Source organism: Pseudomonas sp. GW821-FHT02A08 (assembly GCF_059422045.1).
In genome coordinates this window covers 70,953-93,152 of the sequence record NZ_JBWKWD010000015.1, presented here as the reverse complement: position 1 = coordinate 93,152, position 22,200 = coordinate 70,953, and the positions used below count along the sequence as shown (strand labels likewise).

General features: G+C 56.1%; 16 protein-coding genes and 1 pseudogene. 8 read left to right on the top strand and 9 right to left on the bottom strand.

All coding sequences use genetic code 11. The features are described 5' to 3' along the window. The first annotated feature begins 56 nt into the window (after positions 1-56). Positions 57-1,190 (top strand): ATP-binding response regulator, encoded by a 1,134-nt coding sequence (locus AC07W4_RS13210; protein WP_495032721.1) that lies wholly within the window; start codon positions 57-59, stop codon positions 1,188-1,190. A 57-nt stretch (positions 1,191-1,247) separates the two neighbouring features. Continuing rightward, positions 1,248-1,505: pseudogene (locus AC07W4_RS13205) on the top strand (GNAT family N-acetyltransferase); the annotation flags it as partial. 149 nt (positions 1,506-1,654) lie between these two features. On the opposite strand, the gene AC07W4_RS13200 reads toward AC07W4_RS13205, so the two are convergent. The 4 genes from AC07W4_RS13200 to AC07W4_RS13185 form a co-directional block, all read right to left on the bottom strand. Then, positions 1,655-2,311, bottom strand: coding sequence for a response regulator transcription factor (locus AC07W4_RS13200; protein ID WP_495032720.1), 657 nt, complete (start codon positions 2,309-2,311; stop codon positions 1,655-1,657). A 101-nt stretch (positions 2,312-2,412) separates the two neighbouring features. Then, entirely contained in the window at positions 2,413-3,021 is a 609-nt protein-coding gene (locus AC07W4_RS13195; protein ID WP_495032719.1) for a lecithin retinol acyltransferase family protein, read from the bottom strand. Between the two features lie 156 nt (positions 3,022-3,177). Next, positions 3,178-8,649 carry a trifunctional serine/threonine-protein kinase/ATP-binding protein/sensor histidine kinase gene (locus AC07W4_RS13190; protein WP_495032718.1) on the bottom strand — a complete coding sequence of 1,824 codons (5,472 nt, stop codon included), beginning with the start codon at positions 8,647-8,649 and terminating at the stop codon, positions 3,178-3,180. Between the two features lie 247 nt (positions 8,650-8,896). Then, positions 8,897-9,832 carry a LysR family transcriptional regulator gene (locus AC07W4_RS13185; RefSeq protein ID WP_495032717.1) on the bottom strand — a complete coding sequence of 312 codons (936 nt, stop codon included), beginning with the start codon at positions 9,830-9,832 and terminating at the stop codon, positions 8,897-8,899. Between the two features lie 390 nt (positions 9,833-10,222). Between AC07W4_RS13185 and AC07W4_RS13180 the strand changes: the two genes are divergently transcribed. The 4 genes from AC07W4_RS13180 (at position 10,223) to AC07W4_RS13165 (ending at position 14,265) form a co-directional block, all read left to right on the top strand. Continuing rightward, positions 10,223-10,615, top strand: coding sequence for a response regulator transcription factor (locus tag AC07W4_RS13180; RefSeq protein ID WP_495032716.1), 393 nt, complete (start codon positions 10,223-10,225; stop codon positions 10,613-10,615). Positions 10,616-10,848: 233 nt separating this feature from the next. Next, the gene (locus tag AC07W4_RS13175; RefSeq protein ID WP_495032715.1) at positions 10,849-12,051 is read left to right on the top strand and encodes an NAD(P)/FAD-dependent oxidoreductase; all 1,203 of its coding nucleotides are present in this window, start codon (positions 10,849-10,851) and stop codon (positions 12,049-12,051) included. Positions 12,052-12,191: 140 nt separating this feature from the next. Then, on the top strand, positions 12,192-13,148 hold the full coding sequence (locus AC07W4_RS13170; protein WP_008046268.1) for an MBL fold metallo-hydrolase: 957 nt from the start codon (positions 12,192-12,194) through the stop codon (positions 13,146-13,148). A gap of 286 nt (positions 13,149-13,434) precedes the next feature. Beyond that, positions 13,435-14,265 carry an alpha/beta fold hydrolase gene (locus tag AC07W4_RS13165; RefSeq protein WP_495032748.1) on the top strand — a complete coding sequence of 277 codons (831 nt, stop codon included), beginning with the start codon at positions 13,435-13,437 and terminating at the stop codon, positions 14,263-14,265. A gap of 252 nt (positions 14,266-14,517) precedes the next feature. Here AC07W4_RS13165 and AC07W4_RS13160 read toward each other — a convergent pair whose 3' ends face one another. Then, on the bottom strand, positions 14,518-15,891 hold the full coding sequence (locus tag AC07W4_RS13160) for a transposase (RefSeq protein ID WP_495032747.1): 1,374 nt from the start codon (positions 15,889-15,891) through the stop codon (positions 14,518-14,520). Positions 15,892-16,010: 119 nt separating this feature from the next. Between AC07W4_RS13160 and AC07W4_RS13155 the strand changes: the two genes are divergently transcribed. Further along, complete coding sequence (locus AC07W4_RS13155) at positions 16,011-16,148, top strand: hypothetical protein (protein WP_495032746.1); 138 nt, start codon at positions 16,011-16,013, stop codon at positions 16,146-16,148. Between the two features lie 256 nt (positions 16,149-16,404). On the opposite strand, the gene AC07W4_RS13150 is transcribed toward AC07W4_RS13155, so the two are convergent. The 3 genes from AC07W4_RS13150 to AC07W4_RS13140 form a co-directional block, all read right to left on the bottom strand. Next, positions 16,405-17,691: a CitMHS family transporter gene (locus tag AC07W4_RS13150; protein ID WP_495032714.1), complete on the bottom strand. Its 1,287-nt coding sequence runs from the start codon at positions 17,689-17,691 to the stop codon at positions 16,405-16,407. 74 nt (positions 17,692-17,765) lie between these two features. Beyond that, complete coding sequence (locus AC07W4_RS13145) at positions 17,766-18,077, bottom strand: DUF4387 domain-containing protein (RefSeq protein WP_495032713.1); 312 nt, start codon at positions 18,075-18,077, stop codon at positions 17,766-17,768. Between the two features lie 2 nt (positions 18,078-18,079). Beyond that, positions 18,080-19,444 (bottom strand): acyclic terpene utilization AtuA family protein, encoded by a 1,365-nt coding sequence (locus AC07W4_RS13140; protein ID WP_495032712.1) that lies wholly within the window; start codon positions 19,442-19,444, stop codon positions 18,080-18,082. A gap of 47 nt (positions 19,445-19,491) precedes the next feature. Here AC07W4_RS13140 and AC07W4_RS13135 point away from each other — a divergent pair, with 47 nt between their 5' ends. Further along, positions 19,492-20,763: a citrate/2-methylcitrate synthase gene (locus AC07W4_RS13135; protein ID WP_495032711.1), complete on the top strand. Its 1,272-nt coding sequence runs from the start codon at positions 19,492-19,494 to the stop codon at positions 20,761-20,763. Positions 20,764-20,831: 68 nt separating this feature from the next. Here AC07W4_RS13135 and AC07W4_RS13130 read toward each other — a convergent pair whose 3' ends face one another. Next, positions 20,832-22,190, bottom strand: coding sequence for a DUF1329 domain-containing protein (locus AC07W4_RS13130; RefSeq protein ID WP_495032710.1), 1,359 nt, complete (start codon positions 22,188-22,190; stop codon positions 20,832-20,834). Positions 22,191-22,200 lie beyond the last annotated feature (10 nt).

Genomic DNA, 22,200 nt, shown 5'->3' with positions numbered 1-22,200 from the left:
TTACCGGTGTTGCCGTAACGCCATGTGGCGCTAGTGCAAACCGAAGTGGCATAAACATGCAGCAAGAACCTCCGGTATTCAATGAGAGAGCCCAGGTGCGGCACCCTGCCCCGCCTGATGGCGTGCCAGCATCCGTTTTGCTGGTGGATGACAATCCCGCCAAGCTCACCGCGCTCGCCGCGGTGATCACCGACATGGGCCTCGATGTCGCCACGGCGACTTCCGGACGCGAGGCGCTGCGCCTGCTATTGCAGCGCGACTTCGCCGTCATTCTGCTCGACGTGAAAATGCCGGTGATGGACGGTTTTGAAACCGCTGCACTCATTCACGGCCGCCCGAAGTCGGCCCACACGCCCATTATCTTCGTCACAGCGGAGGCCGACACGGATTCCGAGCGTTTCCGCGGTTATACGTCCGGCGCAGTGGATTACATCTTCTCGCCGATCGTGGCCGAGGTTCTTCGCGCCAAGATCCGCGTGTTTGTCGACCTGTTCTACTTGCAGCGCAAACTGACGATGCAGGCCGAAGAATTGCTCCAGTCGAAGCGGCAGCTGCGTGAACTGGCCTCCTATCAGGAGCACATCAAGGAAGAAGAGCGAAAGCGGATCGCACGCGACATCCATGACGAGCTGGGACAGAGTCTGCTGGCGTTGCGAATCGATGTCTCAATGTTGCAGGCACGCACCAGTACCATGCACCCCAAGCTCAACGAAAAGGCCAGCGATGCGCTGAACCACCTCGATACAGCCATCCGCAGCGTGCGCAGTATCATCAATGATCTGCGACCACCCGTACTCGATCTGGGATTGCAGGCAGCGATCGAGTGGCAACTTGAAGAGTTCCGGCAGCGCAGCGCGATCGATTGCACGATGTCGGCCAAAGACGAGAATTTCCGTTGCGATCTGAATGAAAAATCCGCCACGACCCTGTTTCGCATCGTGCAGGAATCGCTGTCGAATATTGCCCGGCACGCGCAAGCGACACAGGTGCATATCGAACTCTCCAGGGAGGATCGCCAGCTTTATCTGCAGATCAAGGACAACGGCGTAGGCATGACGGATCGCAAAAAACTGAACTCGTTCGGGCTGGTGGGAATGAAGGAACGCATCAGCATGCTGGGCGGGGAATTCACGATCGACAGCGCGCCGGACAAAGGAACGAGATTAACGATATCGCTGCCACTCGACTGATCCGGATGCTTCAGGCCCGATGTCGACAAAATACGCTGAGCCGTTCGTTGCTACGCTATCGACATGACCGAGCGGTCGGCAGAAGTCGGCTACCGGATTGCCCAAAACGCTTGCGGACAGGGACTGGCAACGCTGGCGGTGAGGCATCTGATCCAGGAGGCGCAGTTGCATTGGAACCTTAAACAACTGGTGGCCACCGTATACGCTGAAAATATCGGCTCGGCAAAAGTACTCAAACGGTGTGGCTTCTTGATCGAACATGCGTCTCGGCAAGAAGGGGCAGAGCACGAATGTCGGTCTGGTCTTTCGATTTAGATGGGTGAAGTTCCAGTAATTGCCTTTCGCACGGGGGCATGATGCCCTCATTGCCGCCCTACCTGAGCGGCGAATACAGGCTGACAGCCAAAAAGCGATTAATCGGGTGCGTCCAAAAAAACAGGAACCATTCAAACCTGTTGTTCTGATCAACGATCAAGGCGCTCCCCTAATGACTCTGCCATCCGAACCAAATCAGCAAACGACTTTGCGTGCATTTTTTTCATTGCATGCCCGCGGTGAATTTTCACAGTGATCTCGCTCAGATTCATCTGCCCTGCAATCTGTTTATTCATCAGACCTTTGACAGCAAGGGCCATTACCTCTTTCTCACGAGCTGTCAGCGTCTGATAGTGGGCATGCAGATCTGAAAACTGCTGCTCAATTTGCCGGCGTCTGACATCGGCCTGCAGTGCGGCAGACACCGCGTCCAAAAGGTCCTGCTCACGGAACGGTTTTGCCAAAAAATCCACCGCACCGGCTTTCATCGCCTTAACGGACATTTCGATGTCCCCGTGCCCAGTGATGAAAATAATTGGAATATTGGCATTGGACTTGACCAACTGGCTTTGGAACTCAAGACCACTATTACCTTGAAGTCGTACATCAAGGATTAAACAGCTTGCGCAAGCTGACTTTGGCTGTTGAAGAAATTCCGCAGTGGATGCGAACGTCTCGACCTGGATGCCGGCGGAGCGTAAAAGATTGCTTAATGCGTTGCGCATGGAAGCGTCGTCATCCACCACGAATACCATAGAACCGTTACTGCCTGGCTCATTCTCGTTGATTGGTGGATTCCCGCTCATGCACACCCCCTCTGATCAGTTGAAGAAAAAGTTTAGCACAACACTTTATGTTGCGTAAGCGTGCACACAAACATGTGTCATACCCGAAAACACAGGGGAAATCATGCAACAAAATACAATTCTAACGCCAAGACAAAAGAAAGCAGATAACGTGGGCAATGGAGAAACGCCCTGACTTGAGCACTAAAACTTCTCCCACTAATACACCAACTGCAAAAATGTTCGCAGTTATTAGACAGAATACTGTATTGACTTTCACCTATTCTTGAACACGCACGACTGACAATTTCATCGCTTGAAAACCCACATGACTCCTGCATTACCCAGACTGGTTTGCCGTTTGCGAAGCTTTCAAGATCAGTCACTTCGATGGGGCCTGGCTTGAATGAACCGCTGAATCCAGAGTAATGAGCTACGTCTCCACACCCAAGGTATATTCCATGATGCACATAAAATTTGCGCGGGCTAATCAAGTGCGAGCCTATTGGCAAATCACCTGTGTCCTTTTCTACATGCACTAACCTTAATGGAAACATGAAAGAACTTCTTGGCAACTCGCTGCTATCGCAGCGCTCGGCGAGCAAGCCACTTTCAAGCACCAGCGACGTCAAATAGCCGGCGAGTTCCATTTCCATTAGCGTCAGACAAAAAACGATTCCTGAGCGAAGCGATGAAAACCCACCTACCAACTTAACAGCTAGAGTATTCATGACAAATTCCCCGCAGCCCTTGACATGCAATATATCGCCAGGGCTGCGAAGTTTCATTTGTACATGTGCTTACTTCAAGCAACCATTCATATACTTCCCCCTAAACCTAAGTATTAAGCCGAGTACATGGTTGCAGATGAACAGAGTGCCGTGGATTCAATGATGCTCGACAGGTAGTGTGAATTGAACAGTAGCACCGCGGGGTTGGTTGACGCTTGCCCACAAGCGGCCGCCATGCGCCTCGATGATCGAGCGACAGATCGATAACCCCATGCCCAATCCGGTGGGCTTGGTGGTGTAGAAAGAAGCGAAAATCTGCTCGGTGTTCTCCGAGGCGAATCCTGGCCCCGAATCGCTCACACTGACGAGCACACAACCGGCGTCATTTAACTGAGCGCTGATGCGCAATTGGCGCTCACCCTCGCTCACACCATTGATGGCCTCGAGCGCATTCATGATCAAGTTGAGCAGCACCTGTTGCAGTTCGACCCGGTCGCCTTCGATCAAGGGCAAATCATCGTTGAGTTGAGTCAGAATCAAGGCCCCACTCTTCATGATCTGGCCACGGGTGAATTCGACCATCTCGCGAATCGCAGCATTGATGTCCACCGCCCCCTTTTGCGGTGGTGCCTTGCGGATATGCCGACGAATCCGACCCAATACATCGGCTGCCCGATTGGCATCCGTGATGAGACTGCCAAGCACTGTCCGGACCTCTTCGACCTCCGGCGGCTGCATGTTCAGCCAGCGCAGCGCGGCGTCGGCATTGAGGATGGCCGCCGCAATCGGTTGATTGACTTCGTGAGCAATCGAAGCCACAAGCTGCCCCATGGTCGCGACGCGGTTCGCGTGGGCCAACTCCGTTTGCACTTCGCGATAGCGTCGTTCGCTTTCGCGGACTTTTTCTTCCGCCTGCTTGCGCTCGGTCAGATCCAGCACGAAAGCAACTCCTTCCTTGCTGCTGGCTTCGAACATAGCCAAACCGACAATCACCGGCAGGCGACTACCATCCTTTCTGAAATATTCCTTCTCGTAGGGTTGGGCATAGCCGGTCCGCACCGCTTGCGCCAAAAAGTGCTCGCTGAGTTCACGAAATTCCGGTGTTGTCAGATCTCTCCAGCGCAGACAACCCGAGACCAGATCCTCTGGCTCGTATCCCACCATGCGAAGAAATGCGTCATTGGCCTCGATGATGTCACCGTCGGAGTTCCATACGAGGATCCCGATGATGTTGGCGTCTACGAGACGCCGAATCTTCCCTTCGCGCTCCGCAACCTCACGGTACAAACGGGCATTTTCCAGCGAAATGGCAGCCTGTGAGGCCACCAGTTTCAACACGGCAATCCGGGCCGGGCTGAACACACGGGCGGTCAGATTGTTTTCGAGGTAGAGCGCACCGGTCAGTTTGGCCTGGTTCATCAACGGCAGGCAGAGAACCGATCGGACGTGGTGCTGACGTATGTAAGGGTCTTCGGCAAACGGCGCCTCGGTCAGGGCATCATCAAGAAAAACGCTCTCACCGGTGCGCAGGACATGGTAGAGAAGTGACTCCGGTAGCAGCGCCGAAGTCACCGGCTCATCGCGCAACTGCATCGAATGGCTGCCAGTGGTCACTTGTGCTGCGATGCGGTGCTCACCCGTGTCCGACAGAATCAACACGCCACGTTCGGCACCAGCCTGTTCGATGGCCGTGCGCATGATCATGTCGATGAGTTTTTCCAGGACGATTTCTCCCGACACGGCCTGCGAGACCTTTATCACGGTGGCCAGATCGAGGTGTTCGACCGGTGCGACCATCGTCGTTGTCGGGCCAAGCGATTGCTCTTCGGTCCTCAGCAATGGATACCGCGCCTCAAGCTGCCGCACCTTGCCATCTGCGCCCCAACGCAGATAGCCGTAGCGGGCGTCTTGCAGGTAAACGCGGGCTACTTTCCCAAGACCGCGGGCCGCGTAGAAGCGAGACGCCAGTTCGTTGGCAAGCGCTTCGATATGGACAAAGCCGCTCTTCTGCGCCGAGTGGATGGCTTGTTCGTAAAGCAACTCGGCCTCGATCATCCGCCCTTCGACGCGGGCGATTTCGGCGTCGACCAGCGCGGCCCGGCTCGCGAAATTCTCTGGGCACTGTTGAGCCCATATCTGGAGTTGCCGGTGATCCGTCGCCATTGCGATCAAGTGCTGCGCACGCTCGTCCATCGGGACACTGTCGCACCATCGGGCACGAGCCAGCGCGTCATAGAAGTAAAATTCAGCCTCCTCGAAGAACAGGTATGACGTCCATAGCAACTGCTGTGCCTTTGCCGCGGCTTGCATGGCTGCCACGGGGTCGTCGGCCAGGTAGCAGGCTTGTAATTTGCGGACCCAATACCAGCACTCGGCCAATGCCAGGTCCGGATTGCTGGACAGGTGGATTTCGGTGCCTGACTCATCAAATTGTCCATCATCAAAACAACCGAAAATTGGTGTCGAACCCCGGAGCATCCGGATCAGCGCCAGTTGTGTGCCGATGAAATCGGTGACCAGCCCGAAACGCACCTTCCTGGCGTAATCCAGGCCACGTTCGGCTTCGTCTTGTACCTCGGACAATGGCTCGCCGGCGAAAAGGGAGTCGGAGGTAAGGCTGTTGCCCGCATAAGCACCATACGGCAGATCACCGATCCGGTTCGCCGCAACAAATGAACGGCGCAGCAGGTCACGGCATTGCTCTACGGGCTTCATCCAGCGCACGGCAAAATTTGAGAAGCAAAGATAGGTACTGGCTTCGAATCGCTTCAGGCCTCGTTGTTCAACGAGTTCGCAGCCGAGTTTGCCGAATCGAAATCCAGCCTGGTAGTCGCCGAAACGCCGTCCGGCGACTCTGAATGCATTGGCGTAATGCACACATGAGGCATCGCAGTTGCCCCCTTCGAGGCTCAGACTGACCGCCTTGCAGATCAACAGGTCCGTCAGGTTCGCATCTGTCTGCAAGGCAGGCGGGAAGAGCTTGCTCAGAGCGCTGACGGTCATGAGGGAGCCCGCATCCTCCATCAGCGGCAAATCGATGAGTTCCTCGATTTCCCGATCGCCCAGTAACGACCAGATATGGTCGTACTCCTGGCGCACTTCATCGTCGCTCGGATGGGCCGACCACTCGATGCCCACATGCCGCAGATAGGCGAGACAGACAGCGACCGCGCCATCGCTGCGATCCATGAGCAGGTAGACATCCATTTGCAGACACACGACATTGGCTCGTTCGATAGTAGTCGTGGCGCGATCCGAGAGCGCCGCCAGGCGCTTGTCCGCAACTGATAACTGTCCAGTCAGCATCTCGCATTCGGCCCGGTTCAATTCCAGCGCGAACATCAACCCATGTAGCCGCGTCCAACAGCTGTCGTCCAACAGCTGCGCACCCGTGGTGAGATAGTTGAGCGCCGAAGCATAGGCCGTTGACGCCTTGGCACGCTGGCCGGCCATCAGGTTGAGCTCTGCCAATTGCTCCCGCTCGGCCTGATCGGTGAGCAGCACTGCGCCGCTGTTGAGCTGGCCGACGATGTCAAAGATCGCCTCCTCCCGCCCTTGCAGGGGCGTCTGCGCTGCGAGCAGCCGGCCGATTCGCAGATGAGCCTCGGCGCGAGCTCCCTTGGGGATCAGTGAATAGGCCGCTTCATGAATACGGTCATGAACAAAACCATAAGCGCCTTCCAGTCGCTGGACCAACTCCTGGCGTACGGCTTCCCACAATACCGTGCGGATCTGTGCCTGGGGGATGCCCAGAACGGTCGAAAGCGTCGTGGTCCCGGCAACGTTCCCCAGACAGGCAAGCTGCTGTAATGCCAGTTGCGTTTCAGTCGGCAAGCGGGTCAGCTTGCCGACCATCAGGTCCACGATGTTGTCGGTGTAACCCTTGGCATGGATGCGATCCGCACTCCAGCACCACTGCCTTGCTTGATGATCGAAGGTCAGCAGTTGTTCGTCAGCGAGGGTTTGCAGAAACTGGATCACGAAGAACGGGTTGCCGGCGGTTTTGTCCAGCACCAACTGCGCCAGGGGCTCAATGTGCGCAAGCTCGTCATGCAACGCATCCGCAATCAACTGCTCAATGTGTCCCTTCGCGAGCGGTACCAGAGTGATTTCATCTACCCTGCCCCCCGCATTCCGAATGGCTTGAAGTTTGCCCGTTAGCGGGTGCGTGACATTCACCTCATTGTTGCGGTAGGCACCCACCAGCATCAGATGCCGCACATCCGAGCTGGTCAACAGATCCTCCAGCAGGTCGAGCGTTGCCGCGTCGATCCACTGCAGATCGTCCAGAAACAGGGCAAGCGGATGCTCCGCCCGGGCAAATACACCGATAAAGCGCCGGAACACCAGAAGGAAACGACGTTGCGCCTGTTGAGGCTCAAGTGTCTGCAGCGGTGGCGGCTCACCAATGATGAGTTTCAGTTCGGGAATGAGGTCAGTCATGAGCCCCGCGTTGGCATCCAGTGCGCTCTGTAATGCGTCGCGCCATTGCGCCAGTTCTGTGTCGCTCTTGCCAAGCAGCGTGCGCACCAGGCTTTGAAATGCCTGCACCAGCGTCGAATAGGGAATATCGCGCCGGTATTGATCGAACTTGCCGGCAGCGAAGAGTCCTCGCGGCGGGACCAGCGCTTTGTGCAGTTCATTGACCACAGAGGATTTGCCAATACCGGAATAGCCGGTGACCAACATGAGTTCCGGCGCGCTGCTTGCGATGATCCGATCGAACGCGGCGATCAAGGTACTGACCTCATACTCGCGCCCGTAGAGTTTCTCGGGAATCATCAGCCGATCGGATGTCCCTTGCTCGCCCAACGCAAAGGCATTGATGTAGCCCAAGGTCTCCCAGTCTGCCAGGCATTGCCGCAAATCATGTTCAACACTCGCAGCCGTCTGGTAGCGCTCCTCGGCGGTCTTGGCGAGCAGCTTCATGACAATCCGGGAAAGCACATTGGGGACGGTTTCGACCCGCACGCTCGGTGGCTGCGGTTTTTTGGCGATATGGCAGTGCACCCATTCTATCGGGTCAGATGCCGTAAACGGCAGCGAGCCCGTCAGCATCTGGTAAAGCGTGACGCCGAAGGAATAGAGGTCGCTGCGCAAATCGATCGAGCGATTCATCCTGCCGGTCTGCTCAGGCGCCATGTAGGCGAGTGTGCCGGCGATGGTCTCAGGCGCCTGCCGCTCACGCGGTAACCACGAGGCGAGGCCGAACCCTGTAAGCCGAGCCTGACCGTCGGAGCAGTTCACCAAAATATGAGAGGGCTTGATGTCTTTATGGACGAGTCCGCGCTGGTGGAGCTTTCCCAATGCCTGCGCGATGCTGATCGCAAGACGCAGGAACGTTGGCGTTTCCATGGGGGCAACCAACAGCTGCACAAGCGGCGTGCCACCCGTATCTTCCAGCAGTAAATACATCTGCCCACTTTCCCGCACCATCTCGATCGGACGCACCGCCCAAGAGCCATCCAGTTGATCCTTCAGGCCAAACTCGTGGGCGAAACGGCCAAGACAATCCGGAAGCGGTTGTTCAGCAGTGGGTCGTGCAACGAGAACACTGCGGTCGCCTTTCACACCCGAGCGCAGCTCCCGACAGAAGGTGCGCTCACCATCGTTCCATAATATCTGCATGTTGTTATCCATCGGAGCGAGCTTGCGTGGCTGCGGATGGATGCCCGGATTTTAGTTTTTTGACGGACGCCCCCCTGGTTGATAGAGCCTACAACAACTTCCAGCACTATTAGAACTCAGATCTGACCCAGCCCTCCGTCAGCACAAAGGTCAATGCCGGTGATAAAGCCACTTTCATCACTGGCCAGAAACAGCGCCGCCGCACGACCTGCCGGGGAGATGCTTCACGGAACAACGTAGCCTCAATTCACGCTACGGCCAGAGGCACGGACTGCTCTTGATGCTGACCGAGATAGCGACAGAAGTACGAACGCAACCAGCGTTCCCGAGGGTCGTTGTGGGCCGCGCCGCGCCAGGCCATGGACAAGTCCGGCGCCGGTAGCGTCAACGGCGCAAAGTCGGCACGCATCCCTTCCATTCGCTCCATGGCCCGGGCGACGTAGTCCGGTACGATCGCAATCATGTCGCTGCCGGCGAGCAAAGCGGGCAAGGCACTGAACTGCGGAACAGCCAGGACTACCCTGCGCTGCCGACCAACCAGGCTCAGGGCATGGTCGGCATCGTCGATGACATTTCCCATCGAAGAGACAACCACATGAGGCCGCCTGCAAAAGTCATCCAGATCAAGGGCGCCGGGGTCCGAATCGGCGCGCAATAGCATGGGGTGCATCGGCCGCAGGCTTTTGCAATGGGCACTGGCCGGCAGTTCTTGCGCAAAGCTGATACCCACGGAAATCTCTCCCGAGGCCAGCAACTGGGGTAATTGCCGATGGTCCACTCTGCGCACCACGAGCGTGATGTTTGGCGCCTCATCGCGCAGATGCTTGATCAAACGTGGAAGCAGCGCGTACTCGACATCGTCAGAGAGTCCGATATGAAAGGTCTCGTCACTGGTCAGTGGGTCGAACGTCTGGGCACAACTCAAGGCGATAGCGATGCCATCCAGCGCCGGCGTCAGCCGCGCATGAATTTCTTCTGCCCGCGCAGTCGGCTCCATCACTCTGCCAGTGCGGATGAACAGCGGATCATTGAACATCGAACGCAGTCGTCCGAGGGCTGTGCTAATAGTGGCCTGACACAGGAAAAGTCTCTCTGCGGCCCGGGTCACGTTGCGTTCGCGCATCACTGTTTCAAAGACAATCAACAGATTGATGTCGGCACGCCGCAGATCATTTCTGTTCATCACGTTCACCGCCTAGGCACAAGGCCGCATGGGTAAGGGGACATCCAACAACGGTTCGCTGCACAACCCGTTTTGCCGGAGGCCAGCGAGGTGGTTCAAGCTTATGCAGGCCAACGGCAAGACGTCACTTGTACCTGGGTTCAACCGATGCATCCCTTGGTTGTGCCGCCTTGTACATGGGTATACCCAGATCTCTTGCAAAACCGGACACGCGATTTTTCTGAAATGAATCGCGACTCCGTAGCACAAGACTCACCTGGGTGATTTTATTGAACGCTCAAGTAGAACATCTACACTTTGGTCTTAGCAGATCATACATTGGTATACTTCTATGCCTTATGAGTTGGCGTATGTTGTAGTAACGGCAGAAGCTGTCACGAGCGCCCCCACATGAAGCAATATACGCAAATACGCAACTCAATGACTATCGCAATCGTCGATGATGATGACTCGGTTCGGACAGCGCTTGAAAGTTTGTTGCGATCCACTGGTTACAAAGTTAAAACTTATTGCAGTGCTCTGGCGTTTCTCAACACGAATGACCCCGCTCAGACACATTGCCTTGTTTCCGATATCCAGATGCCGGGAATGAGCGGTTTGGAGCTTCATAAGCAGCTCGTCGCGATGGGCCTTCACATTCCCACTCTATTCATCACGGCTTACCCTGAAGCCGTCCCTTCCCTTGGCACCGATATGTCTGCGCCGATTGCCTGCCTGCCTAAACCTTGTGAAACCAAGAAGCTTCTGAGCTTCATCGAAACAGCCCTCCTCCAGCAAAACTGAAAGCACTCTTTTGCATCCAATACAAACCTTCGTATACCCCCATACCACTGACGTATGGATTTTCTGAACCGATGTAGAAGTGCGCCGGAAAGAATCCAGAAATAACATGAATCCACAGCGGGCGACCTGCTGAACTCAACATAGACGCCTTAACTTTCGACGCCTATGTATCGCTCCACCAAACTTGAAGAACAACTTCAAGAACATTGAAAACCTTTTTTGAGGAACAACTGATGAAACAGCATATTCTGGTTATTGGTGCGGGGTTCGGTGGTGTATGGAGTGCATTGAGCGCCGCCCGCCTACTGGATAAGCACAGTCGTAGCGACGTGGAAATCACGCTGCTGGCGCCCCAGGCGCAATTGCGCATACGTCCCCGTTTCTATGAAAGCGACGTACACAAAATGTTCGCTCCCCTGGACGGGTTGTTCGACTCGGTAGGTGTGCGATTCATCAAAGGCACCGCCGAGCACATTGATGAACTGGCAAGGACCGTTGGCTACCGCGATGAGGCTGGCCGTTGGTGCACGTTGACCTACGACCGTCTGGTACTGGCGGCTGGCAGCCAATTATCCCGCCCGGCAGTGCCAGGTCTCGGCTCCCATGCCTTTGATGTTGATCAGATCGAATCGGCGGTGCGTCTGGAGAGCCACCTGAAATCCCTCAAAAACCGCCCCGTCAGCATTGCCCGCAACACTGTAGTCGTTGCAGGTGGAGGTTTTACCGGCATCGAGACCGGCACCGAGATGCCGGCACGCCTGCGGTCAATACTCGGTGACGATCAGGACATCCGCGTGATCATCGTCGACCGAGGTACTCGGATCGCAGCTGCCATGGGGGATGAGATTCGCCCGTCGATCGTCGAGGCCTCTGAACACCTGGGTATCGAATGGGTGCTCAACACCAGTGTGGCTGCGGTAGATGCCAACGGCGCTACCCTCGCCGATGGTCGTCGCATTGAAAGCCATACCGTGATCTGGACTGTCGGTTTTCGCGCGAGCCCGCTCACCGGACAGATGTCCAGCGTTCGTGATGCTCAGGGACGCTTGCACGTCGATGAGAACCTGAAGGTGCTTGGCCAGGAGCATGTCTACGCTGCTGGAGACGTCGCCTATGCCGCCACCGACGACCTCGGCAACTTCGCAGCAATGTCCTGCCAGCATGCGATCTCTCTAGGCCGTCACGCCGGGAACAACGTCGCTGCGGACCTGCTAGGTGTCGCGCCCACCCCCTACCGTCAGCCCAAGTACGTGACCTGCCTCGATCTGGGCGCCTGGGGCGCGGTGTTTACCGAAGGCTGGGATCGCCAGCTCAAGCTGGTCAAGGAACCGGCCAAAGAGCTCAAGACGCAGATCAACACCCTGTGGATCTACCCGCCTGCAGCTGATCGGGCCACCGCCCTGGCAGCAGCAGACCCGATGATTCCGGTGGCCTGAAGACCCTGCCTGAACGTGTCGCTCGTGCCAGCACCGCGAGCTCCGCCGGGCATCGCTGTACCTCTCGAGGAAATCCGTCGCTCTCGCGCCGAGAGCGGCTTTCGCCTGAAGTTCTTGACCCAAGCAATAGGAGAACGACCATGACACAGCATCTGAACTACCTCACCCAAAAGGATGGAACGCATCAGAAAAGCAACAGCCAGCTGGAGTCAAACATGAGCTTCGAAGAGCTGGTTCCTTCACGCTATGCGCTGCGGATCGGCGAGATTGACGTGCTGGTGGTCAGCGATGGGGTGCTGCCTCTGCCCACCGAGACGATGTCCACCAATGCCGACCCTGCCGCCCGCGCGGCCTGGTTCAAGGACATGTTCCTGGGACCGGACGCGTTTGATTGGGCGCTGAACGTACTTGTTGTGCGCAGTGGCGACAAGCTCATCCTCGTCGACGCTGGACTGGGCGGGCAATTCCCCGGATTTCCGCGGGCCGGGCAGTTCCCCAAACGACTGAAGGCCGCCGGTATCGATCTTGCGTCCGTGACCGACGTGGTGATCACCCACATGCACATGGACCATATTGGCGGGCTGCTTGTCGATGAGGTGAAGAGCCAACTGCGTCCGGATCTTCGTATCCACGTTTCAGCCACCGAGGTCGCTTTCTGGGAGTCGCCCGATTTCTCCCTCACCGCCATGCCGTCGCCGGTGCCGGACGTTCTGCGGGCAACGGCCAATCAGTTCATTAACGAATACCGCAGCAAGGTGCGCACGTTCGAGGAAGAGTACGAGGTGGCACCAGGCGTGGTCGTCAAGCTCACCGGCGGCCACACCCCGGGGCACAGTGTGGTCTACGTGACATCCGGTGGTGAGCGGTTGACCTTCGCAGGCGACGCCCTGTTCCCGGTCGCCTTCGAACACCCCGACTGGCATAACGGCTTTGAACATGACCCTGAGGAATCGATTCGCGTCCGTGTCCGCCTTATGCAAGAGGCGGCGGCGAGCGGTGAGCTGTTCGTGGCTACTCACCTGCCGTTCCCCTCCGTTGGCCGGGTGGCGGTGGACGGTGACGCTTTTCGCTGGGTAGCGGCCTTCTGGGACTACTGATCGCTTGTCGGGTTTGTGCCTGCGTCCAAGCCAAGTCGCCTGCTCGCACGGGGGTGTAGAGGATGGGCCGAGGCGCGAATCTCCCTGAGCAACAAAACAGATCGAGAGACCGCCAATGAAAGACTCCAATCAGGAAATAGATCTCCAGCGTCGGGCCATATTGACAAGTTCAGCAGTAGTGGCCGCCAGTTTGTTGGTTCCGCTTTCCAGTTTTTCCGGGTTGACGCAGGCCGCTAACAAGCCCTCTACAACCCAACACAAACCAGATCACAAGGAGATGCACACCATGAACTCCATTACGACCAAAGACGGCACCCGGATTTACTTCAAGGATTGGGGTCCGAAAGACGCGACGCCCATCGTGTTTCACCACGGCTGGCCATTGAGCGCGGACGACTGGGACAACCAGATGATGTTTTTCTTGCTCAAAGGCTATCGGGTGATCGCGCACGACCGCCGCGGTCACGGGCGCTCGACCCAAACGTGGGTGGGCAACGATATGGACACCTATACCGCTGACGTCATCGAGCTGACCGATGCGCTCGACCTTAGAGGTGCGATCCATGTCGGCCATTCGACCGGTGGGGGTGAAGTAGCGCGCTACGCCGCTCGAGCCAAACCGGGACGCGTTGCCAAGGCCGTACTGATCAGCGCGGTTCCCCCGATCATGGTTAAGTCACAGAAGAACCCCGGCGGTTTACCTCTGGAAGTGTTCGACGGATTCCGTTCGGCTCTGGCCGCCAGCCGCGCACAGTTTTACGTGGACGTGCCATCGGGGCCGTTCTACGGTTTCAATCGACCCGGGGCCAAGGTTTCGCAAGGCGTAATCGACAACTGGTGGCGTCAAGGCATGATGGGCGGTGCAAAAGCTCATTACGACTGCATCAAAGCGTTTTCCGAGACCGACTTCACCGAAGATCTGAAGGCGATTCAGGTGCCAACACTGGTCATGCACGGAGAGGATGATCAGATTGTGCCGATTGCCGACTCTGCGCCGCTCTCGGCCAAACTATTGAAGCATTCCACGCTCAAGACATACCCAGGCTTTCCTCACGGTATGCCGACTACCAACGCGGATCAGATCAACGCCGATTTGTTGGCGTTCATTCGCGGTTGAGCACTAACGCCGTGACGGCGGTCTGATCGCCGTCGCGGTGTTTGATCCTGGATCAACGATCATTTCAATCTTGCTGACAGGCAGAAACCGGCCGATTCTGTTGAAAAAGTCGGATTTTCAGCTGACCTGAACTCAGGCACGATCATCGCCTAAGAACCGACTCACCACATTGAGTGGTTTTTCGGCCCTTCGTTGACCGTTGCTGCTCAGTTAGTGGGTTAATTTGAGGTTTTTTGCTGAGTGCAGGCGCACCTATCCCGTGACCGATGGCCCTTGAGAAGAAAATTTGGCCAGCTGTCGCAGGTTCTGCACCGCAGCGGCCAGCGTGAATTCATCGGTCGCGCCGCTCATGCCACGTAGTCGCAAGCGATCCAATTTCAGGATTCGCTTGAGGTGGGCAAACAACATTTCGACCTTTTTACGTTCGTGGCGAGAGCGCTGATATGCCGGCGTTGCTGCAATGCGCCGCGCCACATCACGAGCGGCTTCATGGACGCTGCGAGCGATCTTGCGGAACGCAGTGTTCGGGCAGCACTTGGCTTTCATCGGACACGTTACGCAGTCGGTCTGCCGGGATCGGAAGATGATGGTGTTGGCCTTGGTGACGTGTGAACGCTCGTTCTTGAAGGCTCGCCATTCACTGCGCAATGCCTTGCCGGCCTGGCAGCGGTATTCCTCAATCTCTTCATTCCAGTGGAAATCGTTGCTCGAAAAACTGTCGTTCTTGCGCTCGGTTTTGTCCCACACCGGCACGTGAGGTTCGATGTCTTTTCCCTCCACCATCCAGGCCAACATCGGCGCTGTACCGTACGCGGTATCGCCAATGAGGCGTTCCGGCTTGATGTCGAACTGCACTTCAACGCGATCGATCATCGTCTTGGTACTCTCGACTTCGGCCGTTCGATGAGCGGGTGTAGTCTCCACATCCACGATGACGCCGTGTTCGGTATCGATCAGATAATTCGCCGAGTAAGCGTAGAACGCGGTTCCGCCTGGAGCAGCGGTCCAGCGAGCCTGAGGATCAATCAGTGATAAACGCTTCGGTAGCGTTTCGGCCAAAGCCTCTTCATCGAGGGCTTCAAGGTACTCACGCACGGCGCGGGTGCTCAGGGCCGGGTCGCTCCAGTTGACCTGTTCATCACCCGGTACGCCGCGCTGCCGACTCGCATCTGCTTTGATGATGCTGGCGTCCACAGCAAATCCTTCGCCTTTGACCAGGCCAGCATCCATGCAACGCCGCAGCACCTCGTTGAACAACCAGCGAAACAGATCGCTGTCCCGAAAACGGCCGTGTCGATTTTTGGAAAAGGTCGAGTGATTGGGGACTTCATCTTCAAGGCTCAACCGGCAGAACCAGCGATACGCCAGGTTCAAATGGGCCTCTTCGCACAACCGCCGTTCGGAGCGAATGCCGTAGCAATAGCCCACGATCAGCATGCGGATCATCAGTTCAGGATCAATCGACGGACGCCCGATCGGGTTATAAAAATCGGCGAGGTAATGGCGCAGGTCGTTCAGATCGAGACACTGATCAATGCTGCGCAGAAGGTGATTGGCTGGGATGTGATCTTCAAGGTTGAACGAGTAAAACAGTCGATCCTGCCCACTCGATAACTGTCCCATCATGCAGTGTGCTTCCCTGCTGGCCAATGCAGAGATTTTGCCGCAGGCCAGACAGGGGGGCTACTTTTTCAACAGAATCGGCTAGAAGCAGCCCTTCACATGCACCTATGAAATGAGGGCCGATTCAGAAAGAAGCGACAGAAAGTCTCGACAGAACACCCCATTGGCTCATGAAAAAAACCATTGTCCAACTCATCGAAAAAGTCGAATCAGTGTTGAAGAATTGGTCAACACAGACCTTTTGCAAACTGACACGTTAAAACATAACGTTAACTTCGTGCATCGACCGGTTGAACCCACACCTCATAGCTGAAACTAAATTTGAAGCTCCTCAGCTTTGGCTCCGACCTCGATTGACGCAAGGCTTCGATAACGGGAGCCAATACAGAAGGCAAGCTGCGGCTGGCGCAGTACTGGTGATATTCGGTGGAAGGTCGCCGTCCAGTTTGCAAAGGCACACAGTGTGTCGAAGATGCTGGGCGCCACACATAGCATCGAGCATCTAGAAAATGTCAGTCAGATGATTGCTCCACAGATCAACGCCATGGCAATGGCAACTAGTGCACTCAGAAACGACCACTTCAAGCAAAAGCGCTGCAATTCACCGACATCACGACTCAGTAAACCACTCATCAAATAACCAGCAGCCACCAACGGGCTCAGTGCATGCACCGGCTGTCCCAGTACTGCGGCGCGAGCGATGTGCATGGGGTCGACGCCGTACTGTGCTGCAGCCTTGGCCAGCAGGGGAACGATGCCAAAGAAAAACGCATCGTTGGACATGAAGAATGTGAACGGCAAACTGGCAAAAGCGGTGATGATTGCCAAGTGCGGACCGGCGTTGTCTGGTAGCACAGCGATGAATTGACTGGACATCGCATCCACCATACCTGTCCCAGTGAGAATGCCAGTGAATGCCCCCGCCGCAAAAATCAACGCCAATACACTCAACACACTGTCCGAATGAGCGGCGATCCGCTGCTTTTGATCCGCCAGTTTGGGGTAATTGATCACCAAGGCTAAAGCGAAAGCGACCATCATCAATACGGGCAAAGGACCGAGACGTAGTCCCATGGCGACGACCAGGCCCAACGTGAGCGCTAGATTGACCCAGATCAAACCGGGACGGTGACTGTCGCGAGCCTTGCCTGTCGTGATCTCGGCAGCGGGCACCGAGGTAGCGTTCCGCTCCCAATTCAAACGCTTGCGTTCTCGTAATCCGAGCCAAAAGGCAACGCCAAACGCGAAGGCCAGACAACCAAGAATGACCGGAATCAAGCCAACGAAAAGTACCATCGCATCCAAATGCAAGGCGCTGGCCGCGCGCGCAGTCGGTCCACCCCAAGGCACCAGATTGATCGGACTATTCGTCAGTAGTAGTAAGGCTGCGATGATCAGTGGGTTCATGCCCAGCCGCAAATAGACCGGCAGCAGCGCAGTCACCACGACCAGAACAGTGGTTGAGCCATCGCCGTCGAGAGAGATCGCTGAGGAGAGCAGCGCCGTGCCCACAGTAACGCGCAGAGGATCACTGCCGACCGAAGCGATTACACGCTTGATCACCGGTTCGAACAATCCGGCGTCGTACATGATCGCGAAAAACAGAATGGCGAACATTAGCATCATTGCCGTGGGGGCCAACTGCTTGATGCCGTCCAGCACCATGATTCCAGCGGTTGAACCAAAACCGCTGGCTAACGCAAATAATACCGGCACGAGGATCAGAGCGACGATTGCGGAAAGCCGCTTGCTCATGATCAGGTACATGAACGTGATCACCATGCCAAAACCAACCAGCGCCATGCCTGTATTCCTTATTGTTTTGAAGACTGAATACGCACGACGCAATGAAATACATGGTGTCGTGCGCGGATAAATTACTCGGGAACGATGATCGACATCAGCGGAACATATTGCTGACCGCCATAGCAGTCGCTGTCACACAGTTCACCCTGAAACACCGGCCTGGGAAACGACGCTTTGATCGCCCGCGCCTGGTCGTGATAGACCAACGTGATGTCTTCCTCTTTTTGCTTGTAGAGGCGTGCCAACAGCGTTTTGGTGACCGGGCGGGTTCTTCGGACGCGTTCATAATTGACTTGGTCGGTGAACATCAAGTCGAACGTCAGCACAAATGGGCCGGCGTTTTTTGACCGCACCAGGCTGCACAGCTCGGCAATTGTCGTCATGGTCACACCTCAATCAATTTGGTACGGAACATTTCCAGCGGGTTCTCGGGCAGCAGAACGTGGTTGACGCTGAAGCGGTACGTGGGGCCCCGTTCCAATTCCGGCGGCGAGAACGGGTATGCGATGGTGCTGATCAACCCTTCATACCCGGGCACCGGCAAATGGGCGCTGACGTGACTGACAAACTTGGCGATTTTGCTCGCCAGTTCCTGTGACGGCGCGGTGATCGTGATGAGGATGCCCACTTCCGTCGGCACCGTATCGGTCTCGACCTCCAGCGCCCCCATGACGGCACCCCGTCCATAAATGCGAAAGTCGATGTCGTAATCAGTCGGGCTCAACCGATCGCCAAACAATTCGGCAATACGTGCTTGAAAATACACTTGGGCCTTGGGTAGCAGCGCCTCAAGAGACATGAAGATTTTGGGGTCGCGGATTCCGCCGATGACCACAGTCTGGTAACCGACCAGCTGGGAGCCTTCGAGCTTCAAGCTGTAGATCGATGCATGATGAAAATCCGAGCCGCTGACCCGTACGCTTCGGTCACTGGTCGCGTGATACACCGCGTGCTCCGTATCGACCACGCCGGAAGGTTCGGTTAACAGGAATGGGTTGGCATTCTCGTAAAGCGTATGCGCTGCGACGGATAACGGCGTGACCCGGGCATCCAGATCCAGCGGTTCGATTTCAAAGTGATCGTCACGAATGTAGGCGATCAGGCCGTCGGCCGCCGGTGTGATGCAGCAAGCGGCACCGCATTCGATGGTTTTCGCGGCGTGCCAGGTCAAACCGCGGTCCGCACCCATGCGCTCCGGCACAACAGCGTACAAAGCCGAATCACTGGCGCGACCGGCGAGGATCACATTGGCGCCCGTATCCAAGGCGGCGGATAACGGTTCGATGCCCATCATTGCCACGATGTGGCTGCTATCGATGACTTGCTCATCCAGATGAGGGGCGGGAACCAGAGGCTGGATTTTCCCTTCTGCAAGACACTGCTTGAGAACTTCTGGCGATTGATCGGCATAGATCAACGCCAACTTGAAATGCAGCCCATCTTCGTCGGCGATCTCCAGGGCAATGTCAGCCATCCAGTCCACCCCGGTGTCACGGCCGCTGGTACCGCAAGACCCGATGATCAAAGGAACATCCAGGGTCTGTCGGGCCAGCAACAATAGACGTAGATCACGCTTGCAGGCGTCGCGGGAGAGCTTGGCTTTGCCGCTGCCCAACGCAGCCGGGCCAGAGTCGGTGGAACCCGCATCGCAGGCGATAACATGAGGCTTGAGAGAGATGCCTCGCTCCAAAGAGCTGACTTTGAAGCCTGCCCCAATTACGCCAGTAGGCGCCAACACCCTTACTTCCACGATAAGCCTCCAAGCACTGTCATATATTGATCAATATATGTATTGTTATGATTGTTGACAGCACGATATACAGCCGATTATTAAGTGTAAATCTGTACGAAATTCATCAACCTGAGAGCCTCCCGATGGATGCGCAAGAAGAAGACCTTTACCTGTCCGCCGATGAAGCAGCGAGCCGCCTCGGCATCAGCCTGGCGACCTTGTATGCCTACGTCAGTCGCAAAAATCTGCGCTCGCTGAAGGTCGAGGGTTCGCGCAGTCGACGTTATTGGGCCGCAGACATCGAACGCCTTAGCAAGAACAAAGTGGATGTCGGCGGCATGCCCGAACTGCAACGGATCGCTGCCAGCAGTTCGATTACCTTGCTGACTGACAAGGGGCTGTACTACCGCGGGCGAGACGTGGTGGACCTGGCACAACACTCCACCGTTGAAGAAGCCGCTGAGTTGATGTGGCAAAGCCCTGGAGTGTTTGAAAGTACACCATTGCCAAAACGGCCGAAAGGCGTCGGTGCATTGCTCAAGTCACTGGACGGCATGACGACTGCGCAAAAAGCGATTGTGTTGTTTCCGCTGATCGAGCACGAGAATCCGCGCGCCCATGATCTTTCACCTGAGGGCTACGCCCGTACAGGCGTCGATGTCGTGCGCTGGCTGGCAGCATTAGCGGTGGGCGCCAACAGTCCCGATGCACGCCCACTCCACCAATTCATAGCCGAATTTCTGGGTGTCGACAGTGCCTTCGCTGACCTGATACGTCGTGCTTTGATCCTCTGTATCGACCATGAATTAGATCCAACCACCTATACCGTCCGTGTTGCCGCGAACGTCGGCGTGACCCCTTACTACGCGGCGATCGTTGGACTGGCCGCCAGTCGCGGTCGACGCTTGAGCTACAGTCGCAGTGAGACCGTCACACGGCTGCTGGAAGAAATTTGCTTGGCCAAGGATCCAGCCGCGCCCATATTGCAGCGTTATCGCCAAGGCGAGTCGATTCCAGGGTTCGATACAAACCTGCATGCATTGACCGATCCTCGTGCGCAATGTCTGCTGGACGCAATGTCGACAGTGTTCTCCAGCGATGCCGAGTTCTTGAAGCTGCTCAAGGCGACGCAAGTGGCCCAGGAGCTGACCCAGCAACCACCCGCCTTTCTGTTGCTGTTGAGTTTTCTTGGCCGCAAACTGAATTTGAACAACCAGGAGGTGGCCCTTGGAGGCGTCGGGCGCGTCATCGGATGGCTGGCGCATGCCAACGAGCAGTATCAACAACAACCGTTGCTGAGGCCGAGAGCCAAATACGTTGGGCCTTTACCGGACTGAAGTACTTGTTTGTCATGCATAAATAAAAGCCCGCCCTGCTCACGCAAGGGCGGGCTTTTTAGTATTGGTCAGCGAATGCCTATGTTACGCAATGCCGCTGGCGTGAAATCCGAGCTCTTGGTTTTCACCCCAAACTGGTAGGCATTCTTGTTCGAGTTGATCATATAGTTGGCCAGGTAACGACCGGACGTCAAATCATAGGTCATCTCGGCAGCCGAGATGGTTACTCGAACATCGTAGAGCGCCAACAAATGGTTTTCGGAGACTCGCCACAGATCCCCACGACTGTCGTAATGATCCGCCTCGACGATACTCCAGGTATCCTCATCGATGAACAGATGCCGCTTTGAATAAACATGGCGCTCCCCCGGTTTGAGCGTAGCGACCACCTCCCACACCCGGTGCAACTCGTAGCGGGTTTTGTCCTGATTGAGGTGACCAGGGCGGATCAAATCTTCGACCGTGTTGGCCGGGTCTGCCAAGCGGTAACTGTTGTAGGGAATGTAGAGTTCTTTCTTGCCGACCAGTTTCCACTCATAGCGATCCGGGGAGCCATTGAACATGTCCAGTTGGTCATTGGTTCGCAGGTTGCCCGGACCAGGGCTGTCGTATGCCACCTGCGGTGCACGACGCACACGACGCTGACCGGAGTTGTACTGCCAGGCCATGCGCGGTTCTTTTACCTGATCAAGTGTCTCGTGGACCAGTAGCACCCCGCCTACGTCACGTGCTGGCGCAATGTTTTCAGACGTGAAGTAGTAAAGAATATTTTTCTGTGTTTGCGGATCGTAATCGCTCAGTTGTTCGCTGAAGGCCAATTTGTCGCGTTCAGTCTTCCAAGAGTAATCACCGGATGGCGTCGTCATGAAAGACGATGTGACACGTTCATAACTGTCGCCGCGATAACGAGTGATATGGTTCCAGATCAATTCCAGACCGTTCTTTGGAATGGGGAAGGCTAACGGACTGTTGTAATTTTCCAGACCATTGCCACCGGCAATGCTCTGAGTTTGAAGCGCGTTTTTCTTAATCTTCTCGTAGGTCGACTCAGGCCAATTGGCACTACGATGCGTGGTGTAGACCGGAATTTTGTAGGTATCCGGATAGCGCTTGAACATCGCCAATTGACCCGGAGTCAGGTTCGCCTGGTAACTAACGGCGTTTTTGCTATCAATGACAAACAACGGTTTTTCCGCCGCGAACGGATCCTGGCGAAAACCATCCACGACCTTGCCGGCGTCTTTGGGCAGCCCACCGGTCCAGGCCGGAATGGTCCCAGCGGTATTCCCAGCCTTTTCGGCACCTACAGGCGTGAGGGAAGTCCCTAGTTTAGCCGCCTCACTCGCATCCACCGCAGCCTGTAATTGACCCGAAGTCACTGACAGCCAGAGCAACAGCGGGCCCAGCGTTTTTATTGTTGTATTCATGCTTTGTTTC

What these genes read in the sequence shown, in the direction of transcription:
- AC07W4_RS13210 (WP_495032721.1), top strand. Translation starts at nt 57, where the DNA reads ATGCAGCAAGAACCTCCGGTATTCAATGAGAGAGCCCAGGTGCGGCAC.
- AC07W4_RS13200 (WP_495032720.1), bottom strand. Translation starts at nt 2,311, where the DNA reads ATGAGCGGGAATCCACCAATCAACGAGAATGAGCCAGGCAGTAACGGT.
- AC07W4_RS13195 (WP_495032719.1), bottom strand. Translation starts at nt 3,021, where the DNA reads ATGAATACTCTAGCTGTTAAGTTGGTAGGTGGGTTTTCATCGCTTCGC.
- AC07W4_RS13190 (WP_495032718.1), bottom strand. Translation starts at nt 8,649, where the DNA reads ATGCAGATATTATGGAACGATGGTGAGCGCACCTTCTGTCGGGAGCTG.
- AC07W4_RS13185 (WP_495032717.1), bottom strand. Translation starts at nt 9,832, where the DNA reads ATGAACAGAAATGATCTGCGGCGTGCCGACATCAATCTGTTGATTGTC.
- AC07W4_RS13180 (WP_495032716.1), top strand. Translation starts at nt 10,223, where the DNA reads ATGAAGCAATATACGCAAATACGCAACTCAATGACTATCGCAATCGTC.
- AC07W4_RS13175 (WP_495032715.1), top strand. Translation starts at nt 10,849, where the DNA reads ATGAAACAGCATATTCTGGTTATTGGTGCGGGGTTCGGTGGTGTATGG.
- AC07W4_RS13170 (WP_008046268.1), top strand. Translation starts at nt 12,192, where the DNA reads ATGACACAGCATCTGAACTACCTCACCCAAAAGGATGGAACGCATCAG.
- AC07W4_RS13165 (WP_495032748.1), top strand. Translation starts at nt 13,435, where the DNA reads ATGAACTCCATTACGACCAAAGACGGCACCCGGATTTACTTCAAGGAT.
- AC07W4_RS13160 (WP_495032747.1), bottom strand. Translation starts at nt 15,891, where the DNA reads ATGATGGGACAGTTATCGAGTGGGCAGGATCGACTGTTTTACTCGTTC.
- AC07W4_RS13150 (WP_495032714.1), bottom strand. Translation starts at nt 17,691, where the DNA reads ATGGCGCTGGTTGGTTTTGGCATGGTGATCACGTTCATGTACCTGATC.
- AC07W4_RS13145 (WP_495032713.1), bottom strand. Translation starts at nt 18,077, where the DNA reads ATGACGACAATTGCCGAGCTGTGCAGCCTGGTGCGGTCAAAAAACGCC.
- AC07W4_RS13135 (WP_495032711.1), top strand. Translation starts at nt 19,492, where the DNA reads ATGATTGTTGACAGCACGATATACAGCCGATTATTAAGTGTAAATCTG.
- AC07W4_RS13130 (WP_495032710.1), bottom strand. Translation starts at nt 22,190, where the DNA reads ATGAATACAACAATAAAAACGCTGGGCCCGCTGTTGCTCTGGCTGTCA.